The 26,963-nt window shown below is 60.4% G+C and carries 27 protein-coding genes and 2 pseudogenes; 12 read left to right on the top strand and 17 right to left on the bottom strand.

The features are described 5' to 3' along the window. Window positions 1-350: 350 nt before the first annotated feature. The 8 genes and pseudogenes from GKZ67_RS14540 to GKZ67_RS14505 form a co-directional block, all read right to left on the bottom strand. Window positions 351-560, bottom strand: coding sequence for a hypothetical protein (locus GKZ67_RS14540; protein WP_173243614.1), 210 nt, complete (start codon window positions 558-560; stop codon window positions 351-353). Window positions 561-578: 18 nt separating this feature from the next. After that, a complete protein-coding gene (locus tag GKZ67_RS14535) occupies window positions 579-830 on the bottom strand; it encodes a hypothetical protein (RefSeq protein ID WP_173243612.1) in 252 nt (83 codons plus the stop codon). A gap of 10 nt (window positions 831-840) precedes the next feature. Beyond that, window positions 841-1,086: a hypothetical protein gene (locus tag GKZ67_RS14530; RefSeq protein WP_173243609.1), complete on the bottom strand. Its 246-nt coding sequence runs from the start codon at window positions 1,084-1,086 to the stop codon at window positions 841-843. A gap of 113 nt (window positions 1,087-1,199) precedes the next feature. Next, window positions 1,200-1,514 carry an FtsB family cell division protein gene (locus tag GKZ67_RS14525; protein WP_151085829.1) on the bottom strand — a complete coding sequence of 105 codons (315 nt, stop codon included), beginning with the start codon at window positions 1,512-1,514 and terminating at the stop codon, window positions 1,200-1,202. A gap of 87 nt (window positions 1,515-1,601) precedes the next feature. Next, window positions 1,602-2,872 (bottom strand): annotated as a pseudogene (eno, locus tag GKZ67_RS14520) (phosphopyruvate hydratase). Between the two features lie 104 nt (window positions 2,873-2,976). Beyond that, window positions 2,977-4,038: a glycosyltransferase family protein gene (locus tag GKZ67_RS14515; protein ID WP_173243606.1), complete on the bottom strand. Its 1,062-nt coding sequence runs from the start codon at window positions 4,036-4,038 to the stop codon at window positions 2,977-2,979. A gap of 93 nt (window positions 4,039-4,131) precedes the next feature. Beyond that, window positions 4,132-5,568, bottom strand: a complete 1,437-nt coding sequence (locus GKZ67_RS14510; protein WP_173243603.1) for a T9SS type A sorting domain-containing protein — start codon at window positions 5,566-5,568, stop codon at window positions 4,132-4,134. Window positions 5,569-5,790: 222 nt separating this feature from the next. After that, a complete protein-coding gene (locus tag GKZ67_RS14505; protein WP_173243601.1) occupies window positions 5,791-6,327 on the bottom strand; it encodes a hypothetical protein in 537 nt (178 codons plus the stop codon). Window positions 6,328-6,456: 129 nt separating this feature from the next. Here GKZ67_RS14505 and GKZ67_RS14500 point away from each other — a divergent pair, with 129 nt between their 5' ends. Beyond that, window positions 6,457-7,398, top strand: coding sequence for a hypothetical protein (locus GKZ67_RS14500; RefSeq protein WP_173243598.1), 942 nt, complete (start codon window positions 6,457-6,459; stop codon window positions 7,396-7,398). Window positions 7,399-7,423: 25 nt separating this feature from the next. On the opposite strand, the gene GKZ67_RS14495 is transcribed toward GKZ67_RS14500, so the two are convergent. The 7 genes and pseudogenes from GKZ67_RS14495 to GKZ67_RS14460 form a co-directional block, all read right to left on the bottom strand. Further along, entirely contained in the window at window positions 7,424-8,665 is a 1,242-nt protein-coding gene (locus GKZ67_RS14495) for a M16 family metallopeptidase (protein ID WP_173243595.1), read from the bottom strand. A gap of 210 nt (window positions 8,666-8,875) precedes the next feature. Next, window positions 8,876-9,262: a PorV/PorQ family protein gene (locus tag GKZ67_RS14490; RefSeq protein ID WP_173243592.1), complete on the bottom strand. Its 387-nt coding sequence runs from the start codon at window positions 9,260-9,262 to the stop codon at window positions 8,876-8,878. Then, window positions 9,250-9,978: a type IX secretion system outer membrane channel protein PorV gene (porV, locus tag GKZ67_RS14485; RefSeq protein ID WP_254245254.1), complete on the bottom strand. Its 729-nt coding sequence runs from the start codon at window positions 9,976-9,978 to the stop codon at window positions 9,250-9,252. The genes GKZ67_RS14490 and porV overlap by 13 nt, the downstream gene beginning before the upstream one ends. Before the next feature lie 250 nt (window positions 9,979-10,228). After that, window positions 10,229-12,624: pseudogene (gene porU / locus GKZ67_RS23700) on the bottom strand (type IX secretion system sortase PorU). Window positions 12,625-12,857: 233 nt separating this feature from the next. Then, window positions 12,858-14,360: a hypothetical protein gene (locus GKZ67_RS14470; protein WP_173243586.1), complete on the bottom strand. Its 1,503-nt coding sequence runs from the start codon at window positions 14,358-14,360 to the stop codon at window positions 12,858-12,860. Between the two features lie 122 nt (window positions 14,361-14,482). Beyond that, on the bottom strand, window positions 14,483-15,217 hold the full coding sequence (locus GKZ67_RS14465) for a CDP-alcohol phosphatidyltransferase family protein (protein ID WP_173243583.1): 735 nt from the start codon (window positions 15,215-15,217) through the stop codon (window positions 14,483-14,485). 129 nt (window positions 15,218-15,346) lie between these two features. Then, the gene (locus GKZ67_RS14460) at window positions 15,347-15,991 is read right to left on the bottom strand and encodes an MBL fold metallo-hydrolase (protein ID WP_173243580.1); all 645 of its coding nucleotides are present in this window, start codon (window positions 15,989-15,991) and stop codon (window positions 15,347-15,349) included. 108 nt (window positions 15,992-16,099) lie between these two features. Between GKZ67_RS14460 and GKZ67_RS14455 the strand changes: the two genes are divergently transcribed. From GKZ67_RS14455 to GKZ67_RS14410, 11 genes are all read left to right on the top strand, one after another. After that, the gene (locus GKZ67_RS14455) at window positions 16,100-17,182 is read left to right on the top strand and encodes an NAD(P)/FAD-dependent oxidoreductase (RefSeq protein ID WP_173243579.1); all 1,083 of its coding nucleotides are present in this window, start codon (window positions 16,100-16,102) and stop codon (window positions 17,180-17,182) included. 130 nt (window positions 17,183-17,312) lie between these two features. Next, a complete protein-coding gene (locus GKZ67_RS14450) occupies window positions 17,313-18,599 on the top strand; it encodes a TolB family protein (protein ID WP_173243576.1) in 1,287 nt (428 codons plus the stop codon). Then, window positions 18,542-19,912 carry a TolB family protein gene (locus tag GKZ67_RS14445; RefSeq protein ID WP_173243573.1) on the top strand — a complete coding sequence of 457 codons (1,371 nt, stop codon included), beginning with the start codon at window positions 18,542-18,544 and terminating at the stop codon, window positions 19,910-19,912. Before GKZ67_RS14450 ends, GKZ67_RS14445 begins: the two co-directional genes overlap by 58 nt. Further along, window positions 19,903-20,628: a hypothetical protein gene (locus GKZ67_RS14440; RefSeq protein WP_173243570.1), complete on the top strand. Its 726-nt coding sequence runs from the start codon at window positions 19,903-19,905 to the stop codon at window positions 20,626-20,628. The genes GKZ67_RS14445 and GKZ67_RS14440 overlap by 10 nt, the downstream gene beginning before the upstream one ends. A gap of 185 nt (window positions 20,629-20,813) precedes the next feature. After that, window positions 20,814-21,263 carry a hypothetical protein gene (locus tag GKZ67_RS14435; RefSeq protein ID WP_317172148.1) on the top strand — a complete coding sequence of 150 codons (450 nt, stop codon included), beginning with the start codon at window positions 20,814-20,816 and terminating at the stop codon, window positions 21,261-21,263. Then, window positions 21,251-21,388 (top strand): hypothetical protein, encoded by a 138-nt coding sequence (locus GKZ67_RS24685; RefSeq protein ID WP_317172147.1) that lies wholly within the window; start codon window positions 21,251-21,253, stop codon window positions 21,386-21,388. The genes GKZ67_RS14435 and GKZ67_RS24685 overlap by 13 nt, the downstream gene beginning before the upstream one ends. A 110-nt stretch (window positions 21,389-21,498) precedes the next feature. After that, window positions 21,499-22,167: a cytochrome c biogenesis protein CcsA gene (ccsA, locus tag GKZ67_RS14430; RefSeq protein ID WP_254244844.1), complete on the top strand. Its 669-nt coding sequence runs from the start codon at window positions 21,499-21,501 to the stop codon at window positions 22,165-22,167. Further along, entirely contained in the window at window positions 22,148-22,396 is a 249-nt protein-coding gene (locus tag GKZ67_RS14425; RefSeq protein ID WP_173243564.1) for a CcmD family protein, read from the top strand. Before ccsA ends, GKZ67_RS14425 begins: the two co-directional genes overlap by 20 nt. 129 nt (window positions 22,397-22,525) lie before the next feature. Continuing rightward, window positions 22,526-22,966, top strand: coding sequence for a cytochrome c maturation protein CcmE (locus GKZ67_RS14420; protein WP_173243561.1), 441 nt, complete (start codon window positions 22,526-22,528; stop codon window positions 22,964-22,966). Window positions 22,967-23,295: 329 nt separating this feature from the next. Continuing rightward, a complete protein-coding gene (locus GKZ67_RS14415) occupies window positions 23,296-23,781 on the top strand; it encodes a LytR/AlgR family response regulator transcription factor (protein ID WP_173243558.1) in 486 nt (161 codons plus the stop codon). Further along, window positions 23,748-24,077 (top strand): LytR/AlgR family response regulator transcription factor, encoded by a 330-nt coding sequence (locus GKZ67_RS14410; protein ID WP_173243555.1) that lies wholly within the window; start codon window positions 23,748-23,750, stop codon window positions 24,075-24,077. The genes GKZ67_RS14415 and GKZ67_RS14410 overlap by 34 nt, the downstream gene beginning before the upstream one ends. On the opposite strand, the gene GKZ67_RS14405 is transcribed toward GKZ67_RS14410, so the two are convergent. Both GKZ67_RS14405 and GKZ67_RS14400 read right to left on the bottom strand, forming a co-directional pair. Further along, window positions 24,074-26,047, bottom strand: coding sequence for an ATP-binding protein (locus GKZ67_RS14405; protein ID WP_173243552.1), 1,974 nt, complete (start codon window positions 26,045-26,047; stop codon window positions 24,074-24,076). The genes GKZ67_RS14410 and GKZ67_RS14405 overlap by 4 nt on opposite strands. Then, window positions 26,023-26,847, bottom strand: coding sequence for a PAS domain-containing protein (locus GKZ67_RS14400; protein ID WP_173243549.1), 825 nt, complete (start codon window positions 26,845-26,847; stop codon window positions 26,023-26,025). Before GKZ67_RS14400 ends, GKZ67_RS14405 begins: the two co-directional genes overlap by 25 nt. Window positions 26,848-26,963: the final 116 nt, after the last annotated feature.

The following is a 26,963-nucleotide window of genomic DNA, read 5'->3' as shown; positions in this document are numbered from 1 at the left end:
TAAAAAATAGAGAACACAGCAAGCAAAGGTAGTATGGCCGCCGTTTAGCGAAGCCAATAGAAAATACAAATTTCTGCTTTTTGGCTTCGTCCGTGGCTCCGCCGCTCGCACGAAACGCCCCCATCCTGGCGTTTCCCGGCACCCGGTCAAACTTATGAGGTAGGGTTCGCCGCCTCCACCTGCTACTGCTGCCGGTTCGCTGGGGGAGCTGTGCCGCTGTGGCTCCTGGCCGGTGCGACGACCACGCGCCCGAGTTGGCCCAGCCGGGCCCCTTGCTGGCCCGCCCGTGCTGCCGGCCCGGACAGCCGATAGTAAGCCGCCGCTCACTCAGCGCGCAGAATTTCGGGCAGCTAGCGCCGCGCTACCTGCGGTTGGGTAGGCGCAGTCAGTACTGAGCCAGAGGATGAGTGGGCAGCGTTACCGTCGAAAAAGCGGCGCCGCCGGGTTAGCCGTATGCTCGCCCGGTAGTCGAGTAGCATATCGCCGGCGCTCAGGGAGGCATCGTTCGAAAAGCAGAGCTTTAGCAGGGCGCTGCCCGCTACGCCGCCACCCAGGTTCACGGCCTGGGCACTGACATCTTAGGTGTTGGGTGGCCCGTACTTAACCGCCGTGACCTGGTTGTTACGCACGTTCAAGACGGGCACGCTGGCCAGCAGCTGATGGTAGCCGCAAAGCCGCTGCCCGCACTGTTGCCCCGGCCCCAACTGCTCGGTAAGCACGCCTGTGCTGGTAGTGGCGTACAGCGTGCCCAGCGTCCGAAAACCATAATAATTGGTGCCAGGGTCGGAGTACCAGCATACACCACGAGCTTGTCGTATCGTAACCGGCAAACAGATTGAGCTATGTGAAGTCCACCCTGATTTTATTGCCCGCAGTGGCCGGCGGCAGCGTCATGGCTCCGGTGGCATTCAGCGAGTAAGGACCTGTTGCCCCGCCATTGTCGTAGAGTGTGCCTGAGCAAGTGGTGTAGCTGGTTGTGCCGTTGCGGGCGAGTGAGGTGAGTACGTCTGGCGCGCAACGGCCCGGACTGCAAAGCCCGCCAAACAGAAAAACAAATGCCAGTACCGGGTAAAGATTCTCATACAATAGGCTGCGAGGCCTTCTGACAGTGAGTCCGGAGATATATTAAATAATTTATATTAAAAACGCCCGCTATTTCTATGCTAGCGGGCGTTTTTAATTCAAGCAGCGCAAGCGCCTTACTCAGTGGGCTTGGGCACCAGCACAAATACGTCTTCGCCGGGGCGCTTCATGAGGTATTTCTCACGGGCAAACTTCTCCAGTAAAGCCGGTGAGCTGAGCAACTCGGCGCGGTCTTTTTTCACTACTTCAATATTAGCCTCGTAATATTCTTTCTCGGCCCGCAGCTCGCGCCACTTGTGGTACATGTCGTACTGCTTACCAAGGTCGTTGGAGTCGAACACGGTCATCCACACCACAAAGCCGGCGGCCGTGAGGAAATAGAAGTTGCGCAGCACGCGCAGAGTAGGCGAGAGAAAGGCGGGGAGCTGCATTCTTAATGGTTAATGGTTAGTTGTTAATGATTAATTGTCAATGGAATGCCGAAGCAGTATTAAGCATTAGCAACTAACCATTAAAATCTACATTTTCTTGCCGGGGAAGTACGCCGTTTCGCCCAGCTCTTCCTCGATGCGGAGCAGCTGGTTGTACTTGGCCATGCGGTCGGAGCGCGAGGCCGAGCCGGTTTTAATCTGGCCGGTGTTCAGGGCCACGGCCAGGTCGGCAATGGTCGAGTCTTCGGTCTCGCCCGAGCGGTGGCTCATGATGGACTTGTAGCCGTTGCGGCGGCCCAGGTTCACGGCGTCGATGGTTTCGGTGAGCGAGCCAATCTGGTTGACTTTGATGAGAATGGCGTTGGCCACGTGCTCGTCAATGCCGCGCTGCAGGCGCTCCACGTTGGTGACGAACAGGTCGTCGCCGACAAGCTGAATTTTCTTGCCTACCTGGTCGGTGAAGCTCTTCCAGCCGGCCCAGTCGTCCTCGGCCAGACCGTCTTCGATGCTTACAATCGGGTATTTCTTGGTCCACTCCACCCAGTAGCTCACCATCTGCTCGCTGGTGAGCTTGTCGCCGGTGCTCTTCTTGAAGTGGTAATGGCCGTCTTCGTAAAACTCCGACGCGGCCGGGTCCAGCGCAATCATCACCTGCTCGCCGGGCTTGTAGCCCGCCTGTTCAATAGCTTGCAGCACCAGCTGAATGGCTTCTTCGTTACTCTGAATATCGGGGCGAAGCCGCCTTCGTCGCCCACGTTGGTGCTCAGGCCCTTCTTCTTCAGCACCGACTTCAGGGTGTGGAAGATATCCGTGCCCCAGCGCAGCGCCTCCGAGAAGGAGCTGGCGCCCACCGGCATTACCATAAATTCCTGGAAGTCAATCTTGTTGTCGGCGTGCGAGCCGCCGTTCAGGATGTTCATCATCGGCACGGGCAGCGTGTTGGCACCCACGCCGCCTACGTAGCGGTACAGCGGCTGACCCAGCTCCTGGGCGGCGGCGCGGGCCGCCGCCAGGCTCACGCCCAGAATGGCATTGGCGCCAAGGTTGCCCTTATTAGCGGTGCCGTCGAGCTCGCGCATGATTTTGTCAAGCAGCGCCTGCTCGTACACCGAGAAGCCTACCAGCTCTTCGGCAATCTTGGAATTCACGTTTTCAACGGCTTTCAGCACGCCCTTGCCCTGATAAATACCCTTGTCGCCGTCGCGCAGCTCTACGGCTTCGTGTACGCCGGTGCTGGCCCCGCTAGGCACGGCGGCGCGGCCCACGGTGCCCGAATCGGTGGTGACGTCAACTTCTACGGTCGGATTGCCGCGTGAATCCAAAATCTGGCGGGCATGAATAGCTGCGATGTAGCTCATGTGGTGGTAAAGGAAGATGAGAGATGCAAATGTAGCCTACTGTTTTGGAGAACGGCGTACAATTTCGCGGGGCTCTGCAAACGTTGCCGGCAGCCGCTGCGGGGCTACACCTCAGCCAGTACTTCGGCCAGCCGGGCAAAAAGCACCTCATTGCCGGCTTGCCGGTAGCTGGCCAGCGCCGTTTCAAACTGCGGCAACTCAGCCAGAAAAGCCTGCACATTCGCCGGCGTAATGGCCTCAAAATGCCGCCCATAGCCGCGCTGCTCAATCTCGGCCGCGTTCAGCCACTGCTCAAACTGCGCCGGAATGGGTACCGCGCACACCGGCTTATGCAGGTACACTGCCTCCGAAATCAGCGAAAAGCCGCCGTTGGTGAGCACCGCCCGGCTGCCTGCCAGCTCGGCAATAAAGCCCGCTTCGGAGAATGGCCGTAGCAGCACGTTGCCATGCGCCTCGTCTTTATTGAAGCCATACACCCGAAACTCCTGCTCCGGCAGCTGCTGCAAGATGGGAATCAGGTCGCCCTGCGTAGTGGCCGATTGATAAACCAGTATATAGTCGCCGCGGGTTGGGTGGGCCGCCTGTATCTCGGGGCGAATAATGCTGGGCACCAGCGTGGTGCGCTCGGCATAGCGCGGGCGCAGCGGCAGCTCAAAAAAGGTGGTGATGAGGTAGTGCCGGGCGCGCGGCAGCTTGGCCCGCACCAGGTAGCGGGCCACGTCATAGTCTTCGCGCTGGGTGTCAGGTACTGCTACATCGAGGCGGGCGCGGCTGATAATCTGCATATTATCAATGCTGATAATCGGTACCCGCAGCAGCTTGGCAAAGAAATAGCTGAACGACTCGAAATCTGAAATCACTACCTCGGGCCGGAAGCCGCGCAGCAGCTGCCGATACTGCCGGAAGTTGACTTGCAGCGCCTCGGGCGCAGTGCGCAGCGTCAGGCCCAGGGTGCGCGACTTCGACACCGTCAGCTGCTTATACGCCAGGTGAAAGCCCTTTATCTCCAGCACCCGCCCCGGAAAAGTCTTGTCGAGCAGCGTAAAAGCCCGCGAGCTGCTGACCACGCGCACTTCGTGCCCCTGCTCCAGCAGCCAGGCAATAATGACTTTGCTGCGGGTAGCGTGGCCCAGGCCCTCGCCCGGCACGCCGTAAAGAATGGTCATTTAGCGTAATGGGTAGTGAATAATGCGCAGTAAAGAACGTCACTTTACCCCTTACTACTCATTAGTCACCACCCATTACCGGCCACTTATTACCTACTGAATAAGCAGCTTGCCGGTGCGGGTGCTGCCACTGGCTTCGAGCTGCACCAGGTAAAGGCCAGCGGGGAGATTTTGCAGCGGTAGCGGCACCTGGCGCGGGCCGGCGGGCTGTGCCTGCTGCGTAAGCACGCTGCGAACCAGGCGACCTTTCTCATCGAGGATGCGCAGGCTGACGGGGCCAGCCTGATTCAACGTGAAGCTGGCAGTGGCCGCTCCCAGCTCGGCCGGGTTGGGATGGAGCAAAAAGTCGCTTTCGGCCCCGGCAGCATTGCCCACGGGCACGGCCGAGCGGGTGGCCAGGGCTACGGCTTCGTCGCCGGCCTGGTAGGGCACCAGGTCGAAGAAGCCGACCAGCATCTCGTCGCTGGTGTTTTCTCCCCAGGTCACGGTTTTCGGAGGCGAGTTGGGTTGGCTGGGGTTACTGGTCGTGTTGTCGTAAGTAACATCGGCCTCCAGGCGCGAGCCGGCCGGAATGTACTGCATGGTCGGAAAGCGATAGTTACCCTGCCAGCGGAAATTCCAGTCGTCGATTTTCAAGAGCTTGATGGTATCGCCGCTGGGCTTGATGGCCCATACCTTCCAGCTTTTACCCAGCAGGTGCGAATGGGGCAGCACGGAAAGCAGGCTTACATCCTGCGACACGCCAAAGGTGTAGTGAAACGTCTTGACCTGGCCGGCTGGAATGACAAACGGGCCGTTGGTAAGGCCCCAGAAGGGCGTAATAACGGGCTGCGTGGCTACGTAGCGCTGCACCGGCTGGCGGCTGTAAAAGATGTTGATAACCGACGAGTCGGTTTGGGCCACGCTCGTGGGGCCGTAGTGTACCTGCACCAGCAGGCGGGCATGGCGATAAAGCTTTTTGCCCATGCCCGCCGGATAAAAGCGCGCCTGATTGCCCGGCACCCAGCCGGCAAAGTTGTCTTCCACAGTCGTAAACCCGAAGCCGCCAAAGCTGGTGTAACCGTAGCCGGGGTCCTGGGCGTCGCGCTGCTCGCCCTGGCTGGTGGTGTCGAGGCCGATGATGGCGTGGTGCACCAGGCGCTTGTTGCCAGGCCGAAACTCCACGGCGGCAATATCGTGGTCGGCAGATATAGTAACCGGCAGCACAAACACCCGGTACAGGTCTTGGTTGGTGCCCGGTACCGTAAAAGTTTGCCGCATCGGCACTACCAGGTCGGGGGTGCCGAGCTGCGAGCCGCCCGGGAAGGTTGGCACGGCGGGTGCCAGCGCCGGGTTGCCCTGGGGCATGCCGCTGGTTACCCAGCTCCGGATGCTGGCTATCTCTGCGGTAGAGAGGGTATTTTCGTCGAGGTAGTGGCGATAGGTAGGGTCGGGCTTCCAGGGCGGCATATAGCCCGAGCCCGTAACGGCCATAACGGTAGTGCCGTGGCTAACCACGTCCTGGTAGCTCAACAGCGAAAACGGCGCCACTTCGCCCGGCCGGTGGCAGCGGGCACAGTGCGAATAGATAATAGGGCTATGTGCTCGCTGAAGTTCAGCTGGGTGGCCTGGGCCTGCGTGCGGCCAGGCCGTATAAAGTCAGCTAAAAGGAGGAATAGTAAGAAAAATCTTGTCATAATACTGCGATAAAGTCTGAGTATCTTAAAGATAAGAGCTAATGGCCGGCTTGCTCGTGGCAATCGAACCTTTGCTTTACTGGCCCAGCCCGGCTTTTTCGATGTAGCAGCCCACTGCCTGCGTGCGCGGCACGGCCACGGCGCGGCCCGCCGCCAGGTCGGCCAGGGCATCGGCCAGCTCATGATGCTGGCTCACAGTGCGGCGCTGGCCCAGCGCGGCATACTGGTCGTCGAGCCGGCCCTGATATAGAATGGTATGGTGGTCGGCAGCGACTAGCACTACTTCCGGTGTAATACGGGCGCCCAGGCGTTGCGCCAGCACCTGGCCGGGGTCGGACTGGGTAGTAAATGGCACCGTATAGGTGCGGGCAAAAGCTGCTACGCTGGCCGGGGTAGCCTCCGCCCCGGAAATACGCCCACAAACTGCGCCCCAAGGGGCATAGCGGGCATACAGCGCCCGCAGCGGCAGCGTCGCCTGCTGGCTGATGGGGCAGCTTTCGGCCAGAAAAACATAGACCGTGACGGGTAGGCGGGGCGCGGCGGGGCGGCTGGCGCTGCCCACCAGCCCCAGCCCGGCCAGCACGAGTAGTTTGCCAGGAAAAAGTAGCCTCATCGCGGATAATGGCCGATGGCCCGTCAGAGTAGGTGGTGCTAGCCCAGACACCAGCCAGCGGACCGGGGTTCCGGGTTGGCGCGGTTTTCGTATTAGGCCGTACACATTGCTTCCACACTCTTGCTACTTATGCGTATTTCTGCTGCTTCTTTTCCACTGGGCCGGGCCGCCGCTTTGCTGGCCCTGGCGGCTACGGCGTGTACTGCGCCGCGTGGTATCACTACTTCGGGAAAGGTAACGCCCCAGGGTGAGTTTCGGCTGGCCTACAACCAAGGGTTTAACGTGGGCTCAGCCCCGCTCAGCAAGGCCGGCTCGGCGGTGAAAACGGCTGCCAGCCAGTTGGGTAGCCAGGCTGCGCGGGGCGACACTGTGCGCTACTCGGGGGCCGTAAGCAACCTGCAGACGGCGGCGCTGGCCTACCTGCTCGACCCTTTGCAGCCTACGGCCGACCTCAGCATTCGCTATGGGGTGGTGCCGCGCCTCGATGTGGGCTATAAGTACGCCTTTGGCTCCCACGTCTTCGATACCCAGTATCAGCTGCTCGGCCCCACGGGCTCGGTCGAAAACCCCGACCGGGATGCGGCCGGCGGCACCACGTATGCCAGCATTGGCTTGCAGTATGCCATTCAGCGGGCGGCCCTGCCCAATCTGTCATTCCTGACGGATGTTAATAACCTGCTGGGCATCTCGGCTTCGCGCCACGATGTGCTGATTCCGCTCACCGTGAGCCAGTCGTTTGGGCCTGAGGAAAGCATTGGCGCTATCAGCTACGGCGCGGTGTACGCGCACTCATGGGTGAGCTATGGCTTCACGCCCAGCAATTTATACAACGCCACCGGTGGTTCCAGGCTGCCTGCGCTGCCCCGGCAGAGCCGTAATTTCTCGTCCTATGGCTTGTTTCTCAACCTCAAGCTCGGCTACAAATACGTGTACGTAGTGCCGGCCGTCAGTCTCTACTATCAGAATTATGGCGACTTTACCCTGCTCGACGGCAGCACTACCTCGCTCAGTGGGGTCACGTTTATTCCTTCGCTGGGCCTTCAGTTCCGCATTCCTAACCTGAGCCGGTAGAGCAGCGCGTACTAAAAACGGAGAATTAACAAACCAGCTCCGGCACTTCGCCCCCGGCTACTACCGTCAGCATGTCGGCGGGGCTGAGGTAGGTGCGGGCCAGGGCCTGCAGCTCGGCGGCCGTTACGGCCTGGGTGCGCTGCACCAGGTTGGCATAGTAGTCGGGCCGCAGGCCTTGCAGCACCACGTAGCGGTAGCGGTCGGCCTGCTCAAACACAGTGGCCGTTTCGCCCAGCAGCTTGCCCAGGGTATAGTTCTTGACGGTTTCGAGCTCATCGTCATCCAGCGGCTCTTGCTGCAGGCGGGTTAGCTCGGCGGCAATCTCGAAGCGGGTAGCGCCGGCACTTTCGCCGTTTACGTCGGTGCCGATAACCAGGGCGGTAGCCTGCTCGCGGGCTACTACGCTGGCATGAATGCCGTAGGTAAAGCCCTTGTCTTCCCGGATATTCTTCATGAGCCGCGAGCCAAAGTAGCCGCCCAGAATCTTGACCAGCAGTAGCAGCTCGGGCGTTTGTGCTTCGGTAGGAGCCGGCCAGCGCCGCCCTACTCGCAGCGAAGCCTGAATACTTCCCTCAACCGGCACGCTGACTATCCCGGTAGGAGAGGGCTCGGGCACCAGTGGCGGCTGGGTAGGCAGCGCGGCCGGCACCGCGCCGGTAGCGGGCTGCCACTGGCCCAGCTGCCTCGCCACGGCGGCGGCCGCGGCGGCCACGTCGCCGCTCAGAAATAGCTCGGCTCCGGCCGGTGCGTAGGCCGCCGCGTGGAAGGCGCGCAGCTCGGCCGCCGTAAAGGCAGTAAAAGAGGCTTCGTCAAACGGCCGGCCGTAGGCCGACTCGGCCCCAAATAGCTGGCGGTTGAACTCTTCGCTGGCGCGGTAGCTGGTTTTCTGGCGCTCTACCCGCATATTCTGGCTGATGCGGGTTTGCAGCTGGCGCAGCTCGGTTTCGGGAAAGCTGGGAGCGGCTAATACATCGGTCACCAGCGGCAGCAGGTCGGGCAGGTAGCGGGCCAGGCAGTAGAGCGTGAGCGTAGTGCGGTCGGGGCCAGCCTCACAGTCGAGCGAGGCCCCGTAAAAAGCTACCATATCGGCAATCTCGCGGGCCGAGCGCGTGGCCGTACCTTCGGTCAGCATGCGGGCCGTGAGCTGCGAGATACCCGGCTGCGGCTCCTGGCGCTTGCCGGCGGGCAGCACTACCTGCAAGCGCAGCACGGGCTGGGCATCGTTGGCCAGCAGGTGCAGGCGCGCACTATTGGGCAGGGTGCTCACCTGTGGGCTGGGTAATACAATCTGGGTAAGCGGCTGGGTAGGAGGGGCTGAAGGCGATTGAGCACAGCGTTTTAGAATTAAAGCTTAAAAATAACGCAGTAAAAGGCTGTTTGCCCGCAGCCGCCGGTACTAAAAAGTGAGGCTGGGGAGCGGCGACTGCTTCAGTCCTGCTCCCCAGCCCTTTTGTACGTCGTACCGCTTACTGCCCCATTAGTTAGGCAGCGTGCCCTGCGTACCGCCCGCGCCTTTCTCATCAAAGGCATCGGCCAGCTTGTTGAGGTTGAAGTGCAGCGATACGCGGATAGTCTGCGCCAGGGGGTTGGCCTGCGAGTTGGGCACCAGGTACGTGCCATCGACGCCGAACACCGACAACTGCGCGCCCAGGCCAAAGCTCAGGTACTGGCGAGCGCCGGTATGCGGGTTTTCGTAAAAGTAGCCGACGCGGGCCGCAATCTTATTGTCGTACCAGTATTCCATGCCGCCGTGCAGGTTAATTTCCTGAAGCTCTCCTTTAAAGCCGCCCGGCGCGTCGTTAAACGAGCTGAAGATACCCGAAACAATGCCCTGCTGCTGGCGTTCGCGGTCTATGCGCTGCACCCGGGCTGTCTGGGCAGTGTCTTTGCTATTGGGGTTTCGTAATAGGGCGAGGGCACCAGGAGCTTGGTTGCGTCGAAGGCCAGCGTTATCTTATTGTACGAGTCTATTTCGCGGGTAATGGCCGTGCCCAGGCGCAGCTGCGTGGGCAGAAAGCTCGGATTAGTGGCATCCCGATACACCATCTTGTTGCCGATGTTGCTGACCGCCAAGCCAAAGGCGAGGTTGTACACACCCGCGCCAATGGTAGCATCCTTGCTGTAATAAGCTCCCAGGTCGGCCGCAAACGAGCTGCCCGGCTGGGCATCGCCCCCACCCGGAAATGAGCCGATAATGTTGGAGCGCACGTAGCGTGCCGACACGCCTACGCCGAAGTTTTCTCCCAGCTTCTGGCCATACGATACCGTAAAGGCATACTCCTTGGGGTTGAAATTACCGTTGGGCAGGTTCTGAAAGTCGCGGTAGTCGATGTTGCCGAGGTTGAAGTAAAGCAGCGAGGCCGATATAGCGCCGCGGTCGCCCACCTTGCCGTAGCCCGACAGGTAGCTCAGGCTCATGTCGTCGGTAATCTGGCGCAGCCAGGGCGAGTACGACGGCGAAAAGGCATATTTGTAATTTACAAAGCCCAGCTTGCCGGGGTTGTAGTAGGCTGCGTTAGCATCGGGCGAGGTAGCCACGCCGGCATCGCCCAGCGCCGCGCCGCGCGCATCGGGGCTCAGCGTCAGGATGGGTACTGCCGTGGTGATGGTGTGCAGGTCGGCAGTGGCTACTTGCGCCAGCGCCGCGGGGCGGCCAGCAGCAAGAGCGCCGGCGTAAAGCCCAGCGTACGAAAAAAAGTCATAGGATTTAGTAAAGTGCTGCTCTAAATGTAAGAATACAAGCGTCCCCGAAAACGTTGCAAAGAAAGAAGGTTATTCTTGCTCAATACGGAGCGGCCATTAAATTAGATTTTTATTATATATAAATTGATTAATTTAATAGGACCAGCTTTTCAAACTTCGTGGCTACCTGGTCGCCCGAGCGGACGCTAACCCGGTACACGTACACGCCCCGCGCCAGCTGGTCGTGGTAGTCGTCACGGCCGTCCCAGCTCAGGCTGGGGTCCTGGTGAGTGCTGGGGATGTGGGCCGTGCTGGATGGAAAGCTGGCGTGCAGGGTTTTGACGAGGCGGCCGGCTATGGTAAATATCTGCACCTGCACATCCAGCTCGGAGCCCGCGCGGGTCTGGTCGAAGTGGAAGGTTGTGATGTTGCTGAAAGGGTTGGGATAGTTTAAGACGTGGTCGAGAGCCAGCTGCGCCGATTGCGCAACGAGGAAGTCAACTGTGCCTTCGGCCGAATTATTGTGCGTATCCCAGGCCTTGAGGCGAATAGTATGAGGGCCGGGCGCCAGGTCTTTGTAGAGGTAGCGCACCAGGCCGGTGCGGAAGTTGTCGACGTCAGTGGTGTAGGCATCGTTTACCACTACCAGCTTGGTCGGGTCGTTGTCGAGCGTGAGGGTGATATCGTGCCCGATGCCCGCGCTCGACGTGTTGATACCTGATGCGTCCTTGAGCCGGGCAATGAGCAGCGGGTTTGGAGTAGCAGTGGCACCCGATACAAAGGACGTATCGTTGGGCAGGGCCGCAGTAGAAATAAACAAGTGTACCAGCGGCGGCCGGGTATCGCTGGTGGCCCCGTGCGCGGCCCCGCCCACCAGAGCCAGCTGATACCCCTGGGCATCTACTTTGTTGACCAGGTCGGCGGCGTACAGGCTGATTTTACCTTTACCCACGTTATAGGCAATGTCTTTGGGCACCACAAACTTAACCGAGAAGCGGCCCGCCCGAACGGTGGCCTGCCCGCCATAGATTACGTTCTCCTGCGTCTGCACGTCAATTTTAACAGAACCCGCATCGCCCAGCGTCTGCACCGTTATGGGCTTGTCGAAAATAGTGATGTCGGCCGTGCCGCCGAAGCCGGGGTTCAGCACGCCATTGTTTTCGATGTGACCGCTCAAGCGCATCTGGCCGAGGGCCTGTAGTGTGTCAAGGCTGGTCGTAATTGATTGTACGTGGTGGCCATTGATAGAATCGAGTACTACCCGCTGGCTTGGGTAGGCCAGGCGGGTAGTGGGGTCAGCGAGCAGGGTATAGTTGCGGTTGTTAAGGTCGCCGCTGGGCGAATTATTTTTAGCGGTGCTGGCCGCCAGGCCCAGGTAGGGCAGCGTGCCCGCTGCGTTGCGGGTTAATACCTGAGTGTAGAAATTATTAACAACCTCTGTATTAAAATTTGAATAAACTACACGGGTGGTAGTAAATAGCCCGACGGCACCCCCCGTGACATTGTCGGTAAGTACCTGCTCGCCGGCGGAGGTAAAGTCGGGGTTGTCGTAGGTGCTCAGGTCGCAGGTGCCGGTTACGAAAAAGGTGAGGCGGTTTTGGTTATTGAGCGCCAGCAGCGAAGGAATCGTGATAATCTGCTCATCGGCCAGGCCTCGCGGCCCCCGTGGCCGGTATAGCCAATCATCAGCGAGCCCTGCTCCAGCGCTTCATCTATGGCGGCCACGGCGGCCGGTGAGCGCTGGCCGGCCGCTACGCTTACCTGCGGAAACAGGTCGAGATAATCCTTCCGCAGGTTGTAGGCCGGCTCACGGGAAGTGATGTTGACGGCGAAAATGGTTTCCGACTCGGTGGCAAACTCGTTGGTTTTTTCCGCGTCCGTGTCGTCGGCCGTGAGGGTGATACGGTTGCGCCACTTGCCAAAGCTGGCCGGCGAGTCGTAGGCAATAAGCTTATCTACCACCTGCTGGGCCTGAGCCGCATTAGCCCGGTCGTTGATAGGCGTACGCACGGGCAGGCGCCCGATGCCGATGTCGGTGGCTTCGAAATTGCCCACGTTAGCCTCTATCCACTCGCCCTCGCTATCGTCGAGCAAGCCATAGTAGTCTTCTGATGAATAGCTGTTTAGTCCCTCAATATTGTCACGGCTACTACTGAAGTTGTCCACCGGCTGAAACGACTCGCGCGACTCGTAGGTAGGCACGAAGTCCTGGTTAGCCGCGTTGAAGTTGGAGGTGGTTTTGAAGGGTGCGCGGGTCACCCACCAGGCGGGCTGCTGGCTGGCATCGTTGTAGGGCGACGACTTATAGTCGAACGAAGCATCGCCAAACAGCAGCAGGTAGCCGCGATTGCCTACCGGGTCGGGGTTGCGGTCGTACACCTGCTTCATCAGGTCGCGGATGGCGGTGGCATCCTGCCCGCCCGAGCTGTATTCGTTGTACACCTGCTTAGTGGTTACCACGGCCACATTGAGACCGTTATAGTCGCGGCGGTGCTGGGCCAGCCGCTCGGCCTGCGCCTGGAACGGCGGGTAGGTTACAATCACCAAATTCAGCTTGCCATCGCTGTTGAGGGCGTGCAGGTTCTGATTCGGAATTTTGCCAAACAGCCGGGGCGCATCGAAGGTGCCGCTGGGCTGCACGGCTACAAACTCGCGCAGCGAATCGGTGTAGGCCAGAAAGCTGCTGCTGGCGTCTAGGGTCTGCGCCTGCGGCTGGCGCGGGTTGGTTACTTCCCACACCTGAGTGCCGGGGCTGGTGTTAGCTACCGTGAAGGTGCCTACGGTGCCGGCCCCCGCTTGTAGTTGAGCGAGTTAAACTCCAGGTAGGAGCCGTTGAGGCGCAGCTGGCGCTTCACCACCAGCTCCAGGTAGTCGAGGTAGCCGGTGCCAGCCGCATCGTACGAGGAAAAAGTCAGCGTTACCTTAGGGTCGGTGAGGCCGGCCGGGGTGAGGGTAGTAAAGGTGTGAAAATCGTTGGTAGCCACGGCCGTAAACGAGCCGTTGGGGATGCCGGGCAGCGACTGACTACCCAGCTTGGCACCGTTAAGCGCTACATCGAAGCTGCTGTTTTGCAAAGCCGTATTGGCAGTAGCTACGGTCAGGCGCAGGGTATCGCCGGCTACCAGGTCGGCCAGCGGCTGGTTGCCATCGCCACTGAAAACGAAGTCGCGCTGGGGGTTGCTGCTCGTAAAAGCTTCGCCCAGCCAGCGGCGGCCCGAGTGCAGAAGGTTGACGAGGTCATGCTCGTAGAAGCGGCGGTCCAGAAACGTCGTGATGGGCGCCCCCTGCGGCGCTCTGCCGGGGGCAGCTACCGTTGGAATGCGCCGCCCGTTGTTGTTACCTACCGTCACAAAGTAGTAGGCCGTGTCGCAGTAAAAGTTGTTGATGTGCTTGAAGCGCCCGCCTTCGCCCAGCAGCCCGAACAAGCCGGGCTGGGTGGGAGCCGCGGTAAGCGCACTGGCTCCCGGCTGGCTGGCCCGCCAGGTATGCGGCCCTCTGGCATAGAACAGAAAGTATTCGTTATCATCGAATACGCCATCTCCATTGCCTACAAACAGCAGGTTGTTTTCGGCCAGGTCATCGGGGCGGGGCGCGGAGTTGGCCTGGGGCAGCAGGCCGATGGCGTTGCCAAAGAGCTGGATACGGCGCGGGTCCAGGGTGGCTACGGGCAGGCCCAGGCTTTTGAGCGTCGCCTTATCGAGCTTATAAACGCCATTGTGCGGCACGCCGATTTTAAACCAGTCGCCCTTACTCAGCACCGACGTGCCGACGTGCGTCCGGCCCGCCGTGTAGCGGGCGGCCGCGTTGCTGCCGGTAGCCTGGCCGGCGTAGGAAAACGACAGCAGGCGCTCGGCCTGGCCGGTTTGCGGGTTGCGGCGCACGGGCTGAATCAGCACGTAGGTGTACGGGCGGCGGGCCTCGGTGCCGTAGCGCAGCTGCACGGCCGGCGCGGCGGGCAAGGTAATGTTACCCAATAGCTTGACATCAGCGGCCGGAAAGGCTTCGTACACGGCATCACGCAGCTCGCCGCTGCCGATGGTGCCGGCCAGGCGTAGCGTGTAGGTGCCCACCACGGCACCGGGCCCATGATAAGCGCCCTTAAAGCTGGGTACGCGGCGCGGCGCATCGTCGGCGTTGGCCCGCGGGTTGGGCAGGCTGGCGTAGGTGGTCCAGCTGAGGCTAACGGGCACTACCTGCGCCGGGCCGCCCGCCTGGGCGTACGCTGGCACGGTAAAGCCCACCAGTATTCCCAGCAGCAGCATCGAGAAAAGGTTTCGCATATATACTACCTGCTAAGGCACTACTCAAATATAAACAGGCTGTTCACCGCTCGTGGGTCAGAGATGCGTAGCTGAAAGGCGGCTACTCAATTTCTGGTAACCTAACAGTGATAGCGCCCAACTTATTGCGGGCTGCCGGGGCTGGGTTCGAGGCCGTCGCGGCTGCGCACCCGGCCGGGCACCGACATGAGCACGTAGAGCAGCACCGCCACCGGTATGCCGGCCGACCGCAACGTAGCAACCAGCACCAATGCCACCCCTACAAAAATAAACCGCCGCCGGTTTCCCAGCCAGCGCAGGTTTTTAAATTTCAGGGCGAAGAGCGGCAGCTCGGCCACCAGCAGGCCCGAGAGCAGCGCAGTAAGACCCAGCAGCAGCCACGGATTGAGGATGATACCACTCAGACCAAACCGGTCGTGGGCCAGAATGAGCGGCAGCGAGGCCACCACCAGCGTGCAGGCCGGCGTAGGCAGGCCAATAAACGAGGTTGTTTGGCGCGTATCGTTATTGAACTTGGCCAGGCGCAGGGCCGAAAAAATACTCACGACGAAACCCAGGCGCGCCAGCCAGTGCCAGCCGCTCGCTGCCCATACCTCGTGGCTGGTCAGCAGCATGTACAAAATGGCCCCCGGCACTACCCCAAACGACACCATATCGGCCAGCGAGTCCAGGTCTTTACCGATGGGCGACGACACCCGCAGCGCCCGCGCCAGCAGCCCGTCGAAGAAGTCGGCCACGGCGGCGATGCCCACCAGGTAGGCTCCCATTACCAGCTCGCCCCGAAAAATAAACGTGAGCGCCAGGCACCCGCACAGCAGGTTGAGGCAGGTAACAGCGTTGGGAATATGTCGTTTCAAGGAGTTGACTGCCTGAGCACAGCGCCGGCTTTCTCATGCCTTACGCCACTGTTGTGAGTAGTAATTCTGACAAGCGAAGCCGTGAGTAGCTGCTTCCCCTTTACCCTGATAAAAGTCCGAATTCAGCGCTTACTTCAAAAACGGATTGCTCCGCCGCTCCTCGCCGATAGTTGTGGCCGGGCCGTGGCCAGGGTACACAACCGTGGCGTCGGGCAGCGAAAGCAACTCTTTTCTGATACTGGCCAGCAGCGTGGCGTGGTCGCCGCCCGGCAGGTCGGTGCGGCCCACACTGCCCTTAAACAGCACATCGCCGCCTACCAGCTGCCCGCCGGCTGCATCATAAAGCACCACATGGCCCGGCGCGTGACCAGGGGCAAAGCGCACCTCCAGCCGGCTCTCGCCCAGCTCGATAACCTGCCCGGCCGTTAGCTCACCCGTGGGCTCGGCCGGCTCGTAGGCCGCAAAGCCGTAGGGGCCGGCGTAAGTTGGCACAGCCCGCAGGGTGGGCAGGTCGAGCGAATGTAGCAAAAAGGGTATATTTGGGTAGTGCTGCAGCACAAAGGCATTGCCCAGCACGTGGTCGATGTGGGCGTGGGTGTTGAGCAGGTACTGCACGACCAGCTTTTCGCTTTCGAGGTAGTGGTGCAGGGTACGCTGCTCATCGGCCGAGTAGGCGCCGGGGTCCACAATGGCCGTGGCCCGGCTCGCCTCGTCGATAAGCAGGTAAGTGTTCTCGCTGAAAGCGTTGAAGGTGAAGCTGACTATTCGGAGCATGTGGCAAAGGTAATTGGGAGGAAGTGAGGGCCGCCGAACCCCAGGGGCGCGCTGCCTTTCTGCGCTGCTGCCGCCCTCACTTCCTCCCACCGTACTTTGCCGCTGCTAATGACTGATTTCTCCGACTACGATTACCTGCTGGTAGGGCACGGCATTGCCGGGGCGGTGCTGGCGCGCGAGCTGCGCGGGCGCGGCTACCGCGTGCTGGTGTACGACGACCCCCGGCCCGATACGGCATCCCGGGTGGCGGCTGGCCTTATGAACCCCGTGGCCGGCAAGCGCTTTGCCCTTACCTGGCGGGCGCAGGAAACGCTGCCTTACGCTGTTGCCTACTACGAAGCCCTCGCTGCCGAACTTGGCGAAGATTTTTTTCAGGCCAGCCCTATTCTGAAAGTATTCGGCTCCGAGCAGGAGCAGCAGCAGATGCTGGCGCGGGCCTCAGCCAACCCCTGGGAAGGCTTCGTCGAGAAAATCGAGTCTGCGCCCATTGAGCGGGCGGGTCTGCTGGCTCCCTTTGGCGGCGCCTGGCTGCGCGGGGGCGGCCACCTGCGCGTAGAGTGGCTTTTGAACTTGCTGGCGCGGCAAGGCCGGGCGGAGGGCTGGCTGCGCGAAGAAACTTTTAGCTGGCAGCACCTCGTTAGCAGCGGCACGGGCGTGGCCTATGCACCGGGGCAACTACGGGCACGGCAGGTGGTGTGCTGCCAGGGCGTAGCGGCGCTGGCTTGCCCGCACTTCAGCTGGCTGCCGCTTACCCCAAATCAGGGCGCGGTGCTCGATGTGGTAGTGCCCGGTCTTAGCCCAAATCAGGTACTCAATCGGGGTGCCTACGTAGTGCCGGCCGGGCCCGAAGGCCAGTTTCGGGTGGGCGCCACCTACCGCTGGCCGCCTTTTGCTACCGAGCCCGACGACAGCGACCGGCGTGAGCTGGCCGGGCGGCTGGCCGGGCTTACGGACCTGCCGTTTGAAGTGCGGGGCGAGCGCCGCGCCGTGCGGCCCGCTGTGCGCGACCGCCGTCCGCTGCTGGGCCGGCACCCCACCCTGCCGTGGCTGACCCTTTTTGGCGGCTTTGGCTCCAAGGGGGTGAGCCTGGCTCCGCGCCTGGCCGCCCTGCTGGCCGAGCACCTTGCCAGTGGTGCCGAGCTGTGGCCCGATGTTACCTTAGCTCGTTACTATGCGCATTGTCCTTCCTAAGTTGCCGATACTCGCACACCAGACCGGCCTGTTGTGCGTTAAGAACAGGAAACGCTGATGCTGGTTCCGGGAGAGGCTTTTGTTGCGGCCGGTCTACATTTCTTCTGCCATTATTCTGACTCGATTTGCTGTGAATTTTTTCCAATCACTCCGCCGGCTTGCCGCCGGCCCACTGCGGGAAGCAGGCTATTGGGTACTGCTGCTGTTGCTGGCCGGCGCCGCGGTGCTGCCCGCCCGCGCCCAAACTGCCCAGGAGCCCTTTGGCCGGGTGCGCATTCAGTACAAGAAATTCAATTGGGAGGAGTTTTCAACCCAGAATTTCAACGTCTATTTTTATGCGGGTGGGGAAGCGAGCGCCCGTCGCACGGCCGAGTATGCTGAGCAGGAACTGCAACGCATTACGGCCCTGGTAGGGTACTTCCCCTACAGCAAGACCACGCTCATGCTCTACAACTCGGTCGGCGACCTGCGGCAGAGCAACATCGGGCTGCCCGTGGCCAATGCCGTGAACGGGGGCGAGGCGCAGCTGGCGAAGCAAACTAAAGTTCAAGTGGCCTTTACGGGCCGCCAAACCGACTTCAAGCGCGAGCTGAGCTTCCAAATAACGCAGGTGCTGCTCAACGATATGCTGTACGGCGGCTCGCTGCGGGAAGTATTGCAAAGCAACTATATGTTGCAGCTGCCCGACTGGTTTGTCAGTGGGGCCTCGGCGTACGCGGCCGAGGGCTGGAGCATCGACATGGATGCTTACATGCGCGACATGGTGCGCCAGTACCCAAGCGGCAACCGAACGGCCCAGTTCTTTACCCGCAACCCGCGGCTGGCCGGCCACAGCATCTGGAATTATATTGCTGAGCGCTACGGCTATGGCACGGTGCAGAACGTGCTGAATCTCACGCGCATCACCCGCGACGTGGAAGTAGGCATCTCATCGTCGCTCAATGTGCCCTACAAGGTGTTCTTGCGTAATTGGGTGAGCTACTACCGCGATATCAACACGGGCGGCGCGCTGGCTACCCTGGTGGTGCCAGCCGAGGCTAACCGCCTCAGCAGCCGCAACAAGCGCGGGCTCGACGTGTTTTCGCAGCCCGTTTTCAGCCCCGACGGCCAGCATCTGGCCTACGCCGTAAATGAGCAGGGCCGCTACCATGTGGTAATAGCTAATCGCGACGGCTCCCACCGCCATACGCTGCTCCAGGGCGGCTACCGTACGCCCGACCAGCAGGTAGAAACCCGGCTGCCCGTGCTGGCCTGGCGCGGCAATGCCCAGCTTGCCGTGGCCGAGATGCAGCAAGGCCGCATGACCCTGCACGTGCACGACGCCACGCGTACTGTACTCATTGGCCGTTTGCGGGGGCGTTGCGCCTGCGCCACCCGGCCACCATTTTCGCGCCCTACGACGAGGTGCTTGATATGAACTACTCGGCCGATGGCAAAGCGCTGGTATTTACGGCCGTGCAAAACGGGCAGAACGATATCTATTTGCTGCGGGCCGGCAGCCGGCAGCCCGAAAGGCTGACCAATGACTTGTTTGACGACCAGCAGGCGGTATTTATGCCCAACGGCCAGGAAGTGGTGTTCAGCTCCAACCGCTACCTCGACTCGACTGGCCATGCCCGGCCGGCTACTTTTCCGAACGTAGTCAACAACTACGACCTGTTTATCTGCCACCTCGATGGCCGTGCTACGCCCATTGAGCCGCTGGTAAGCACTATCTCTAACGAAACCCGCCCCCGCCCGCTATCCGACGACGAGATTGTGTACCTGGGCGAAGAAAGCGGCGTTAGAGGGTTGTTCCGGTACTCGCGCAAAACCGGCCAGCACCAGCCGATAAGCAATTTTGCGGCGAATATTCAGGACTTTGACCTCAGCATGCCTTCGGGCGCGCTGGCCTTTATTCCGCAGGTGCAGGCCCGCGACCTGCTCTTCCTGTATCCGCACTACGACCTGCCTGCCAGCCTGGTAGTTGGCAAAACCTCCCGCCAGCGCATTCTGGAAAACCGCTCACAGCCGGCGCCGGTACGGCCGCAGGCTGCCGCGCCACAGGCGGCCCCCGCCACCACGCCTGCGGCGGCTACCCCGGCAGCCACTGCCACGCCGGGCAAGCATCGCGGCAGCACCGCGCCGCTCAACCCCAACAACTATCAGTTTGAGGAGGATGAGGATGTTGCGCCGGTGCGCCCTCGCCGTGCGCCGGCCCGCACGGCTACCACGGCCAGCCGGCCCGGTAGCAATCCGGCCATTGCCGGCCCTTACCGCTACGACACCCGCTTCATGGCCGATAACCTGATGACAGGCGTGGCCATCGACCCCTTGCTGGGCTTCGGGTTGTCGCTGCAGGCCAACCTATCCGATGCGTTTGAGAATAACCGCTTTCAGGCCAGCATCTTTGGGCAGCTCGATTTTCGTACGAGCAACATCAATGTTTCGTACACGAATGTGACCCGGCGCTTCGACTGGACGTTGGCTTATCAGAAGCAGGCCTATTTCTTCGATGATGGCACGGGCTCGGGGCAGCTGTTGCGCTTTGGCCGCCACGAGGTAGCTCCCACGCTGGCCTACCCGCTCACGCATAGCCTGAGCTTGCGGGCGGGCCCCGCTACGACAATATTAGCCGGGCGCTTACCGGCAACAGCACGACCGACGGCGACATTGCCCGTAACTATCTGGGCTACAACGCGGAGCTGGTGTTCGATAATTCGCGTGCCACCGGGGTCAATATGCTGGTAGGTACCCGCATGAAAGTGGGTATATTGCAAATGAACGATATTCAGACCAAGGCCAACAACTTTGGCAAGTTCTACATCGACCTGCGTCACTACCAAAAGATTCATCGCCAGATAGTGTGGGCCAACCGGGCCAGCTATGGCCAGTTTTTTGGGTTGGCCGAGTCGGGTAGCAATCCGCAGGTGTTTCGCCTGGGCGGCATGGACAACTGGATAAACCAAAGCTATACCGGCGACCGCCTGCTGGTGCCTGCAGGCAGCAACCAGGCCCTGCCCGACCCCACTACCATGTTCTACCAGCAGTTCGTAACCAACCTGCGGGGCTTTGACCTGAGCAAGCGCACCGGTACGCGCTACGTGCTGTTTAATAGTGAGCTGCGCATCCCCATTGTGCAGTATTTCGCCAACCGGCCCATCTATTCCGGCTTTCTGCGCAATCTGCAGTTTGTAGGCTTCTTCGATGCGGGTACTGCCTACAACGGCACCAACCCCTTTGGCGAAGACAACTCCAACAATACCGTTCCCATCGCCAACGTCAACTCGGGCAGCCCCTTCTTCGGTACCGTCACCAACTTCAGCAACCCCATCCTGATGGGCTACGGGGCCGGCGTGCGCAGCAGTCTGCTGGGCTTCTACGTGAAGTTCGACATGGCCTGGGCCCGCGAAAATTACGTTACCTCCAAGCCCAAGCCCTATCTGACGCTGGGCCACGACTTCTAATCAAGTAATGCGTAATGGGGAGTTGGTAACGTGGGCCGGTAGGTGGCGCAACATTACCTACTCCCCATTACGCATTACTTTTGCAGCCGTGTCGCTGCTTGCTGAAATCTGGTTGTTGCTGCTGAAAGACCTGCGCCTGGAGTGGCGGCAGCGCAGCGCTCTGGGCGGTCTGCTGCTTTATGTGGGTGGCACAGTGTACGTTAGTTACCTCAGCTTTAGCTTTCGCGGGGGGCTCCGCCCCCGCCCGCCTGGAATGCGCTGTTCTGGGTTATTTTGCTCTTTGCGGCCCTCGGGGCAGCGGGGCGGGGCTGGCCCAGGAGTCGGCCGGCCTGCGGCTCTACTATTACACCGTGGCCCGGCCCGAGGCCGTAGTACTAGCCAAGATTTTTTACAACGCGCTGCTGCTGTTGGCGCTGGCTATTCCGGGGCTGCTGCTGTATACCTTGCTGCTCGGCAACCCGGTGCAGGACTGGCCGCTTTACACTAGCAGTATTGCGCTGGGTGCCCTGAGCCTGGCTTCGTCGCTGACGCTGGTATCGGGCATTGCGGCGCGGGCCGGGCAGGGGGCGGTACGCTGCTGGCCGTGCTGGGCTTGCCGGTGCTGGTACCCGTGCTTTTGCTATTGGTTAAAGTAAGTAAAAATGCGCTCGATGGCCTACCCTGGGAGGCCAGCCAGAGCTCGGTCATTACGCTGGTGGCGCTGAACTTTATTGTGGGCGCGGTGTCTTATCTGTTGTTTCCCTTTCTATGGCGCAGCTGAGTAACGGGCTTCAAATACTAACGGCCGTTAGCCTTTGAAGCCTAAGCTTAATGTGCTTTTACTTCTTAAAGAAGCTGTCGGCTACCTACTGCCAGCTAAGCATTTACAAAATGAAGTGGTGGAAATACCTGGCCATTGTGCTGCTGCTCTACACGGCTGTAATGGGCTTGCTGGGCCATGTGCCCCGCCTGGCCATTCTCAACGAAACGGAGCGTAATCTGTACTTCCACGTGCCAATGTGGTTTGGTATGACCATTATCCTGCTCGCTTCGGTGGTGAATTCTATTCGCTACCTGCGCAGCCCCAGCACGCACCTCGATATTCTGGCCCACGAGTCGGCCAAAACCGGCATTTTGCTGGGCTGCCTGGGGCTGATGACCGGCAGCATATGGGCCCGCTACACCTGGGGCACCTGGTGGACAACCGACGTAAAGCTCAACGGGGCGGCCGTTACCATGCTCATTTACGCGGCTTACCTGGTGCTGCGCGGGGCCGTGCCCGACGAGCAGCAGCGGGCGCGGCTTTCGGCCATCTATAATATTTTTGCGTTTGCGGCGGCCATTCCGCTGCTGTTTATCATGCCCCGGCTGGCGTCGGCGTCGCTGCACCCCGGCATGGGTGGCAATCCCGGCTTCTCGAAGTACGACCTTGATAGCGCGATGCGCATGGTGTTTTATCCGGCCGTTATCGGCTGGACGCTCCTCGGCGTCTGGATTACCGAAGTAGCTTGCCGCCTGGCTTTTATAAAAGAGAAAATATATGAAAAACAACTTGCTTAGCCGGTCGCTGGCCTGGCTGCTGCCCTTGCTGCTGCTCGCTGGCCCGGTCCTGGCTCAAGCCGGCGCCGTGGCGGCCGACCAGCCCGAGATGGCCGATGCCCTGCGCCAGAGCGGCAAAATCTACGTGGTCGTGCTGGTTATTGTCATCATTTTAAGCGGCCTGCTGCTGTATCTGGTGCGCCTCGACCGCAAAGTGACTCGCCTGGAGCGCGAGGTAGAGGGCCGCTGATAAAATGGGGGATATATGGAATTTGAAAATGTGGGAAATGTTACTCATTAACCACGTAGCAAGCTTTTAAGGAGCACCTTTCTATATTACGCTTATTTTTCTATTCTGCACATTTTCACATTTACCCGCATGAAGAAGTCGCACATTTTCGTTTTAGTGGTTATCGCGGCCGCGGTAGGTATTATCATCAGTACTATGTCGGATGCCAGTACGTATTCGACGTTTACTATCGCCCGCCAGCAGGCGGCCGCTGGCAACTCGGCGAAGGTGCACGTAGTGGGCACCCTGCCCCGCGATGCCGATAAGCGCCCGATAGGCCTGGAATATGACCCCGTAGCTAACCCAAACTACTTCGCCTTCACTATGGTAGATACGCTGCATGTAGCGCAGCGCGTGGTGTACCGTAATCCGAAGCCGCAGGACCTCGACAAGTCGGAGCAGGTGGTAATTGTAGGAGCCATGAAAGACGGCGTTTTTGAGGCCGACCAGATTCTGACCAAGTGCCCCAGCAAATATGTGGAGAAAGACCTGGGCAAAACTGGTCCGCCCGCCACGGCCATGAATAATTAAGCGGAGCTAATAGCCTGCTTGGCAGCAGGCCGGCCCGGCCAGTGCAGCCCAAGGCTGTCGTTTTGGCGTGGGCCCCAAGCGCTATTTTTTTACGAATCAGTACATGAAATAATATAATATATTTTACATGGCCTATCTGTCAAAGCACGATAAGCGTAGCGAAGCGGCCAACAGAAAGCAGCCAGTAAGGTTATTAGCTTTAGGCTCGAAGATAGGTAGCGCTAGTACCTTGACCTGCTGGCTGCTAAAGGGTAGCCAGCAGGCCGGTTGGCGGGCGACTACCCGCTTCTGGCTTAACTTGCTGACCTAGCTTCTGCGCTGCTCTTACTGTGCCTACTTCTTTTGCTCCTCTGATGAACTCTATCGGCACTTCTACTGCGGCTGCTTTACCCCAGCTGGCCTGCGTTGTAGTTGATGACAATGAAATGAACCGGCTTATGCTGGAGCATTACGTAAGTATTACCGATGGGCTTGTGCTCGCTGGCTCTTTTGCCGACGGCGTAACCTGTCTGAATTATTTCCGCAATGGGGGAACTGCCGATATACTGCTGCTTGATATTAGTATGCCCGAGCTTACCGGCCTCGACCTGGTACGCATTCTGCCCGAGCCTACCCCGGCGGTGGTCCTCGTAACCTCCCACCGCGACTACGCTGTTGATGCCTTCGAGCTGCGCGTGTCCGATTACCTGGTAAAGCCGCTCGACTATGCCCGCTTTATCCGGACGGTAGACCGTATCCGGAGTGAGCGCACAGCCCACGCCCCGAAGAGCTGGGCGAGGCCATGTTCGGAGCCGATGGCAATGCCTTGTTTTTAAAGATAAATAACCGCCTCACCCGCGTCAATTTTGATGATGTGCTGTACATCGAAGCCATGTCGATGTATTCGGTGCTCGTAACGCTCAAGCATAAGCACATTGTGTATGCTACACTCAAGACCTTTGAAGAGCGTCTGCCGTTCGCGCACTTCGTGCGCGTGCACCGCTCCTACATGGTAAACACCGAGCTCATCGAAGCAGTAGAAGACAATCAGCTGCAGCTGCCCGGCGGCCATGAGGTACCCGTGGCTAAAGCTTACCAGGAGGGCTTTTTCAAGCGGCTGCGCGGCATCTAGCGTCGCGCCGCTTGTTGCCCGGCCGGCTGGGTAAGCTCGCCCGGCAGCTCCAGCAATACGGCTTCGATAGCGGCCAGCAGCTGCGCCACGGCCACCTGGCGGGCGGGCGCGTCGGGGGTTGGAAACAGCGCCGGCGCGGGTTCCAGGATGGGTAGCACCGCCCGGGCACCTTCGATATCGAGGGTAAGAATATTAGGTTTGATGTGGTGCACCAGCTCCGCTACCTGTAACCAGTCGTGGGCTTCGGCCGCCGCCCGCACCTTTTGCAGGCTGGAGGGCATGTGCGTCAGAAAAGAGTTGACCATCGCCGCTACGAAGGTGGCATTGCCTTTTACCTCTTCGCGCAGGCGGGCAAGGCTGTAGGCAGGCAGCCCGTCCGGCACCGGCTCAGATTGCGGCCGGCTCAGCAAGGCTACCAGCTTGGCATACAAGTCTTCTTCGGTAAAGGGCTTGGCCAGGTAGTCGTCCATCCCGGCGGCCAGGTATTTTTCGTTATCGCTCCGAAACACGTTGGCCGTAAGTGCCAGCACGGGCAGGGCGGCCCGGGCTTGGTCGGGCAGCAGGCGCAGGCGTTGCGTTACCTCTATACCGCTCATGCCAGGCATTTGGATATCCATCAGCACCACATCGTACAGCTGGTCCTGGAGCTTTTGCAGGGCAATCAGTCCATCTTCGGCTTCGTCTACCTCCACGCCCCACTGCACCAGGTGCAGGCGGGCTACGGTACGGTTGATGGGGTTGTCTTCGGCCAGCAGCACCCGAATGCCGCGCAGTTGCCCGGTATCGAAGGCTCCTACGATAACCGGGGCCGGCTCTTCGGTTTTGCGTAGCGGCAGGGTAAACGAAAAGGTGCTGCCCTGGCCCAGCTTGCTGGTTACCTGGAGCTCGCCCCCCAGCTGCGTTACCAGCGCCCGACTGATGGTAAGCCCCAGGCCCGTGCCGCCATAGCGCCGGGTGGTATCGGCATAGGCCTGCGTAAAGCTCTCAAAAATGCGCTCCAGCGCTTCCTCGCTGATGCCGATGCCGGAGTCCTGCACCGTAAACCGCACCAGCAGCTCTTCGTCGGTTTCGCCCACCAGAAAGCTGCGTAGCCACACGCTGCCGCTGGTAGTGAACTTGATGGCGTTGGAAAGCAGGTTGAGCAGAATCTGATTGAGGCGAAACGGGTCGCTTAGTACCCAGGGCACTTCGTCGCTGGCAAAGGGCTTGAAGCCGAACGTCAGCCCTTTTTCCTGGGCCTGGAGGGTGAGCGTGGCCACGGCCTGCTGCATCGACTCGTGCAGATGAAACGCCACGTGCTCCATCTCCAGCTTGCCCGAGTGGATTTTAGATACATCGAGCACGTCGTTGAGCACTCCCAGCAAATGGGCGCCCGAGCTGCGAATAGTGCGGACAAACTCCTGCTGCTGCGGGCTAAGGCGGGTTTTAGCCAGCAGGGCGGCCATGCCCAGCACGCCGTTCATGGGGGTGCGAATCTCGTGGCTCATATTGGCCAGAAAGTTTTCACGAGCCTTAGCCGATTCTTCGGCGGCCAGCTGAGCAGCTTTCAGCGCCGTGATATCGGTGCTCACGCCCAGCACCTGCACCGTGCCATCGGGGCGCACCAGCGGGCGCTTGATAGAATAAAACCAGCGCAGCTCGCCAGTTGGGGAGGTTGATGGCTCTTCGGCGCTCACTTCGCGGCCAGTAGCCAGCACCTGAGCATCCACGGCGGCATACTGCGCAGCTTCCTGCGCTTTTATGTTGCGTAGCTCCTCATTAGGCAGCTGAGGATGGTGCTCATCAAGCTTAAACAATGCCCGGTTGCCAAATACTACCTGGCCAGCCGAATCGCGCACATATATCGGGTTAGGGCTGGTGTCGAGCACCTGCTGAATAAATTCCTGCTGCTCACGGCGGGCCGCCTCGCTGCGCTGGCTGCGCTCCTCGGCCTGCACGCGGGCCGTTACATCGAGGCCGCTTCCCAGCATGTAGGGCAGGCCCTTCCCGGCCCCGACAGCAGCTTAAACTGCCGCTGGTGGTGCACTTCGCCGCCGGGTACCGGGGTGCAGTCATCCCAGTCGACCGGCTCCGTGCTGGCCTCGGCCTGCTCAAACATGCGGTCGCGGTATTCGGCCAGGGCCATCGGAAACCCATAGCGGGCGCAGTATTCCCGAAGCGTGCGGCCGGGCAGCCAGGCGCGGTGCTCAGCATCGGGCACGGCCTGCGGATTGACATACACATAGCGGCGCTGCTCGTCGAGCACAGCAATCTCGACCGGCACCTCATCCAGAATGGTTTCGTAGAATCGGCGCTGCGCATCGCGCTCGCCTTCCATCTGGCGGTGCTGGGTCACATCACGGTAGCTCAGCAGCCAGCCGCTCGTATCGCCTAGGTTCACGCGGTGCGACTCGCGCTCCAGGGTACGGCCATCGCGCAGCAGTAGCGGGCCGCTACGCCGGGTTTCACTTAGTTCCTGCGTTATTTCTTCGTCATAGGCCACGGGGTCGGCCACGCACTCGCGTACCTGACCTGCCAGCTTTAAGGCTTTTATTCCCAGCCACTGCGCCGCCGGCAGCTGCAAGCCGATGAGGCGGCAAAACTGGTCATTAATAAGCAGTACGTACCCATCGGCTCCAATTAGCAGAAGCCCCTCGCTCAGCGAGTCGGTAAGGGCTGCAAGCTGTTGGCGGGCGGTAGCCGCCTCGGCGCGGGCCTGGCGCAATTCCAGCTCCAGGTCAGCAAAGTCATGAGGCGCAGCGGGTGGCAGGGTGGGCGTAGGAGAGGTCAAGGAACCAGGAGCAGATAGAAGGTGTAGCAATCAACCAGTGTTGAAGGTAAACAAAAAAGCTGGTCGGTTGGTCGTTGCCACACTGGTCGCCGCGGCCCGCCCCGCCCTTTGGGCGG

The organism is Hymenobacter sp. BRD67, from assembly GCF_013256425.1.
Taxonomy (GTDB): Bacteria; Bacteroidota; Bacteroidia; order Cytophagales; family Hymenobacteraceae; genus Hymenobacter.
The sequence above is the reverse complement of the archived record's forward strand: the minus strand, read 5'-3'. Positions and strand labels throughout refer to the sequence as shown.

Coding starts and splice junctions, on each gene's coding strand:
- GKZ67_RS14525 (WP_151085829.1), bottom strand. CDS start 1,514: ATGCAGCTCCCCGCCTTTCTCTCGCCTACTCTGCGCGTGCTGCGCAAC.
- GKZ67_RS14515 (WP_173243606.1), bottom strand. CDS start 4,038: ATGACCATTCTTTACGGCGTGCCGGGCGAGGGCCTGGGCCACGCTACC.
- GKZ67_RS14505 (WP_173243601.1), bottom strand. CDS start 6,327: ATGAGGCTACTTTTTCCTGGCAAACTACTCGTGCTGGCCGGGCTGGGG.
- GKZ67_RS14500 (WP_173243598.1), top strand. CDS start 6,457: ATGCGTATTTCTGCTGCTTCTTTTCCACTGGGCCGGGCCGCCGCTTTG.
- GKZ67_RS14470 (WP_173243586.1), bottom strand. CDS start 14,360: ATGCGAAACCTTTTCTCGATGCTGCTGCTGGGAATACTGGTGGGCTTT.
- GKZ67_RS14460 (WP_173243580.1), bottom strand. CDS start 15,991: ATGCTCCGAATAGTCAGCTTCACCTTCAACGCTTTCAGCGAGAACACT.
- GKZ67_RS14455 (WP_173243579.1), top strand. CDS start 16,100: ATGACTGATTTCTCCGACTACGATTACCTGCTGGTAGGGCACGGCATT.
- GKZ67_RS14440 (WP_173243570.1), top strand. CDS start 19,903: ATGCTGGTAGGTACCCGCATGAAAGTGGGTATATTGCAAATGAACGAT.
- ccsA (WP_254244844.1), top strand. CDS start 21,499: ATGAAGTGGTGGAAATACCTGGCCATTGTGCTGCTGCTCTACACGGCT.
- GKZ67_RS14425 (WP_173243564.1), top strand. CDS start 22,148: ATGAAAAACAACTTGCTTAGCCGGTCGCTGGCCTGGCTGCTGCCCTTG.
- GKZ67_RS14420 (WP_173243561.1), top strand. CDS start 22,526: ATGAAGAAGTCGCACATTTTCGTTTTAGTGGTTATCGCGGCCGCGGTA.
- GKZ67_RS14410 (WP_173243555.1), top strand. CDS start 23,748: ATGTTCGGAGCCGATGGCAATGCCTTGTTTTTAAAGATAAATAACCGC.
- GKZ67_RS14405 (WP_173243552.1), bottom strand. CDS start 26,047: ATGCTGGGAAGCGGCCTCGATGTAACGGCCCGCGTGCAGGCCGAGGAG.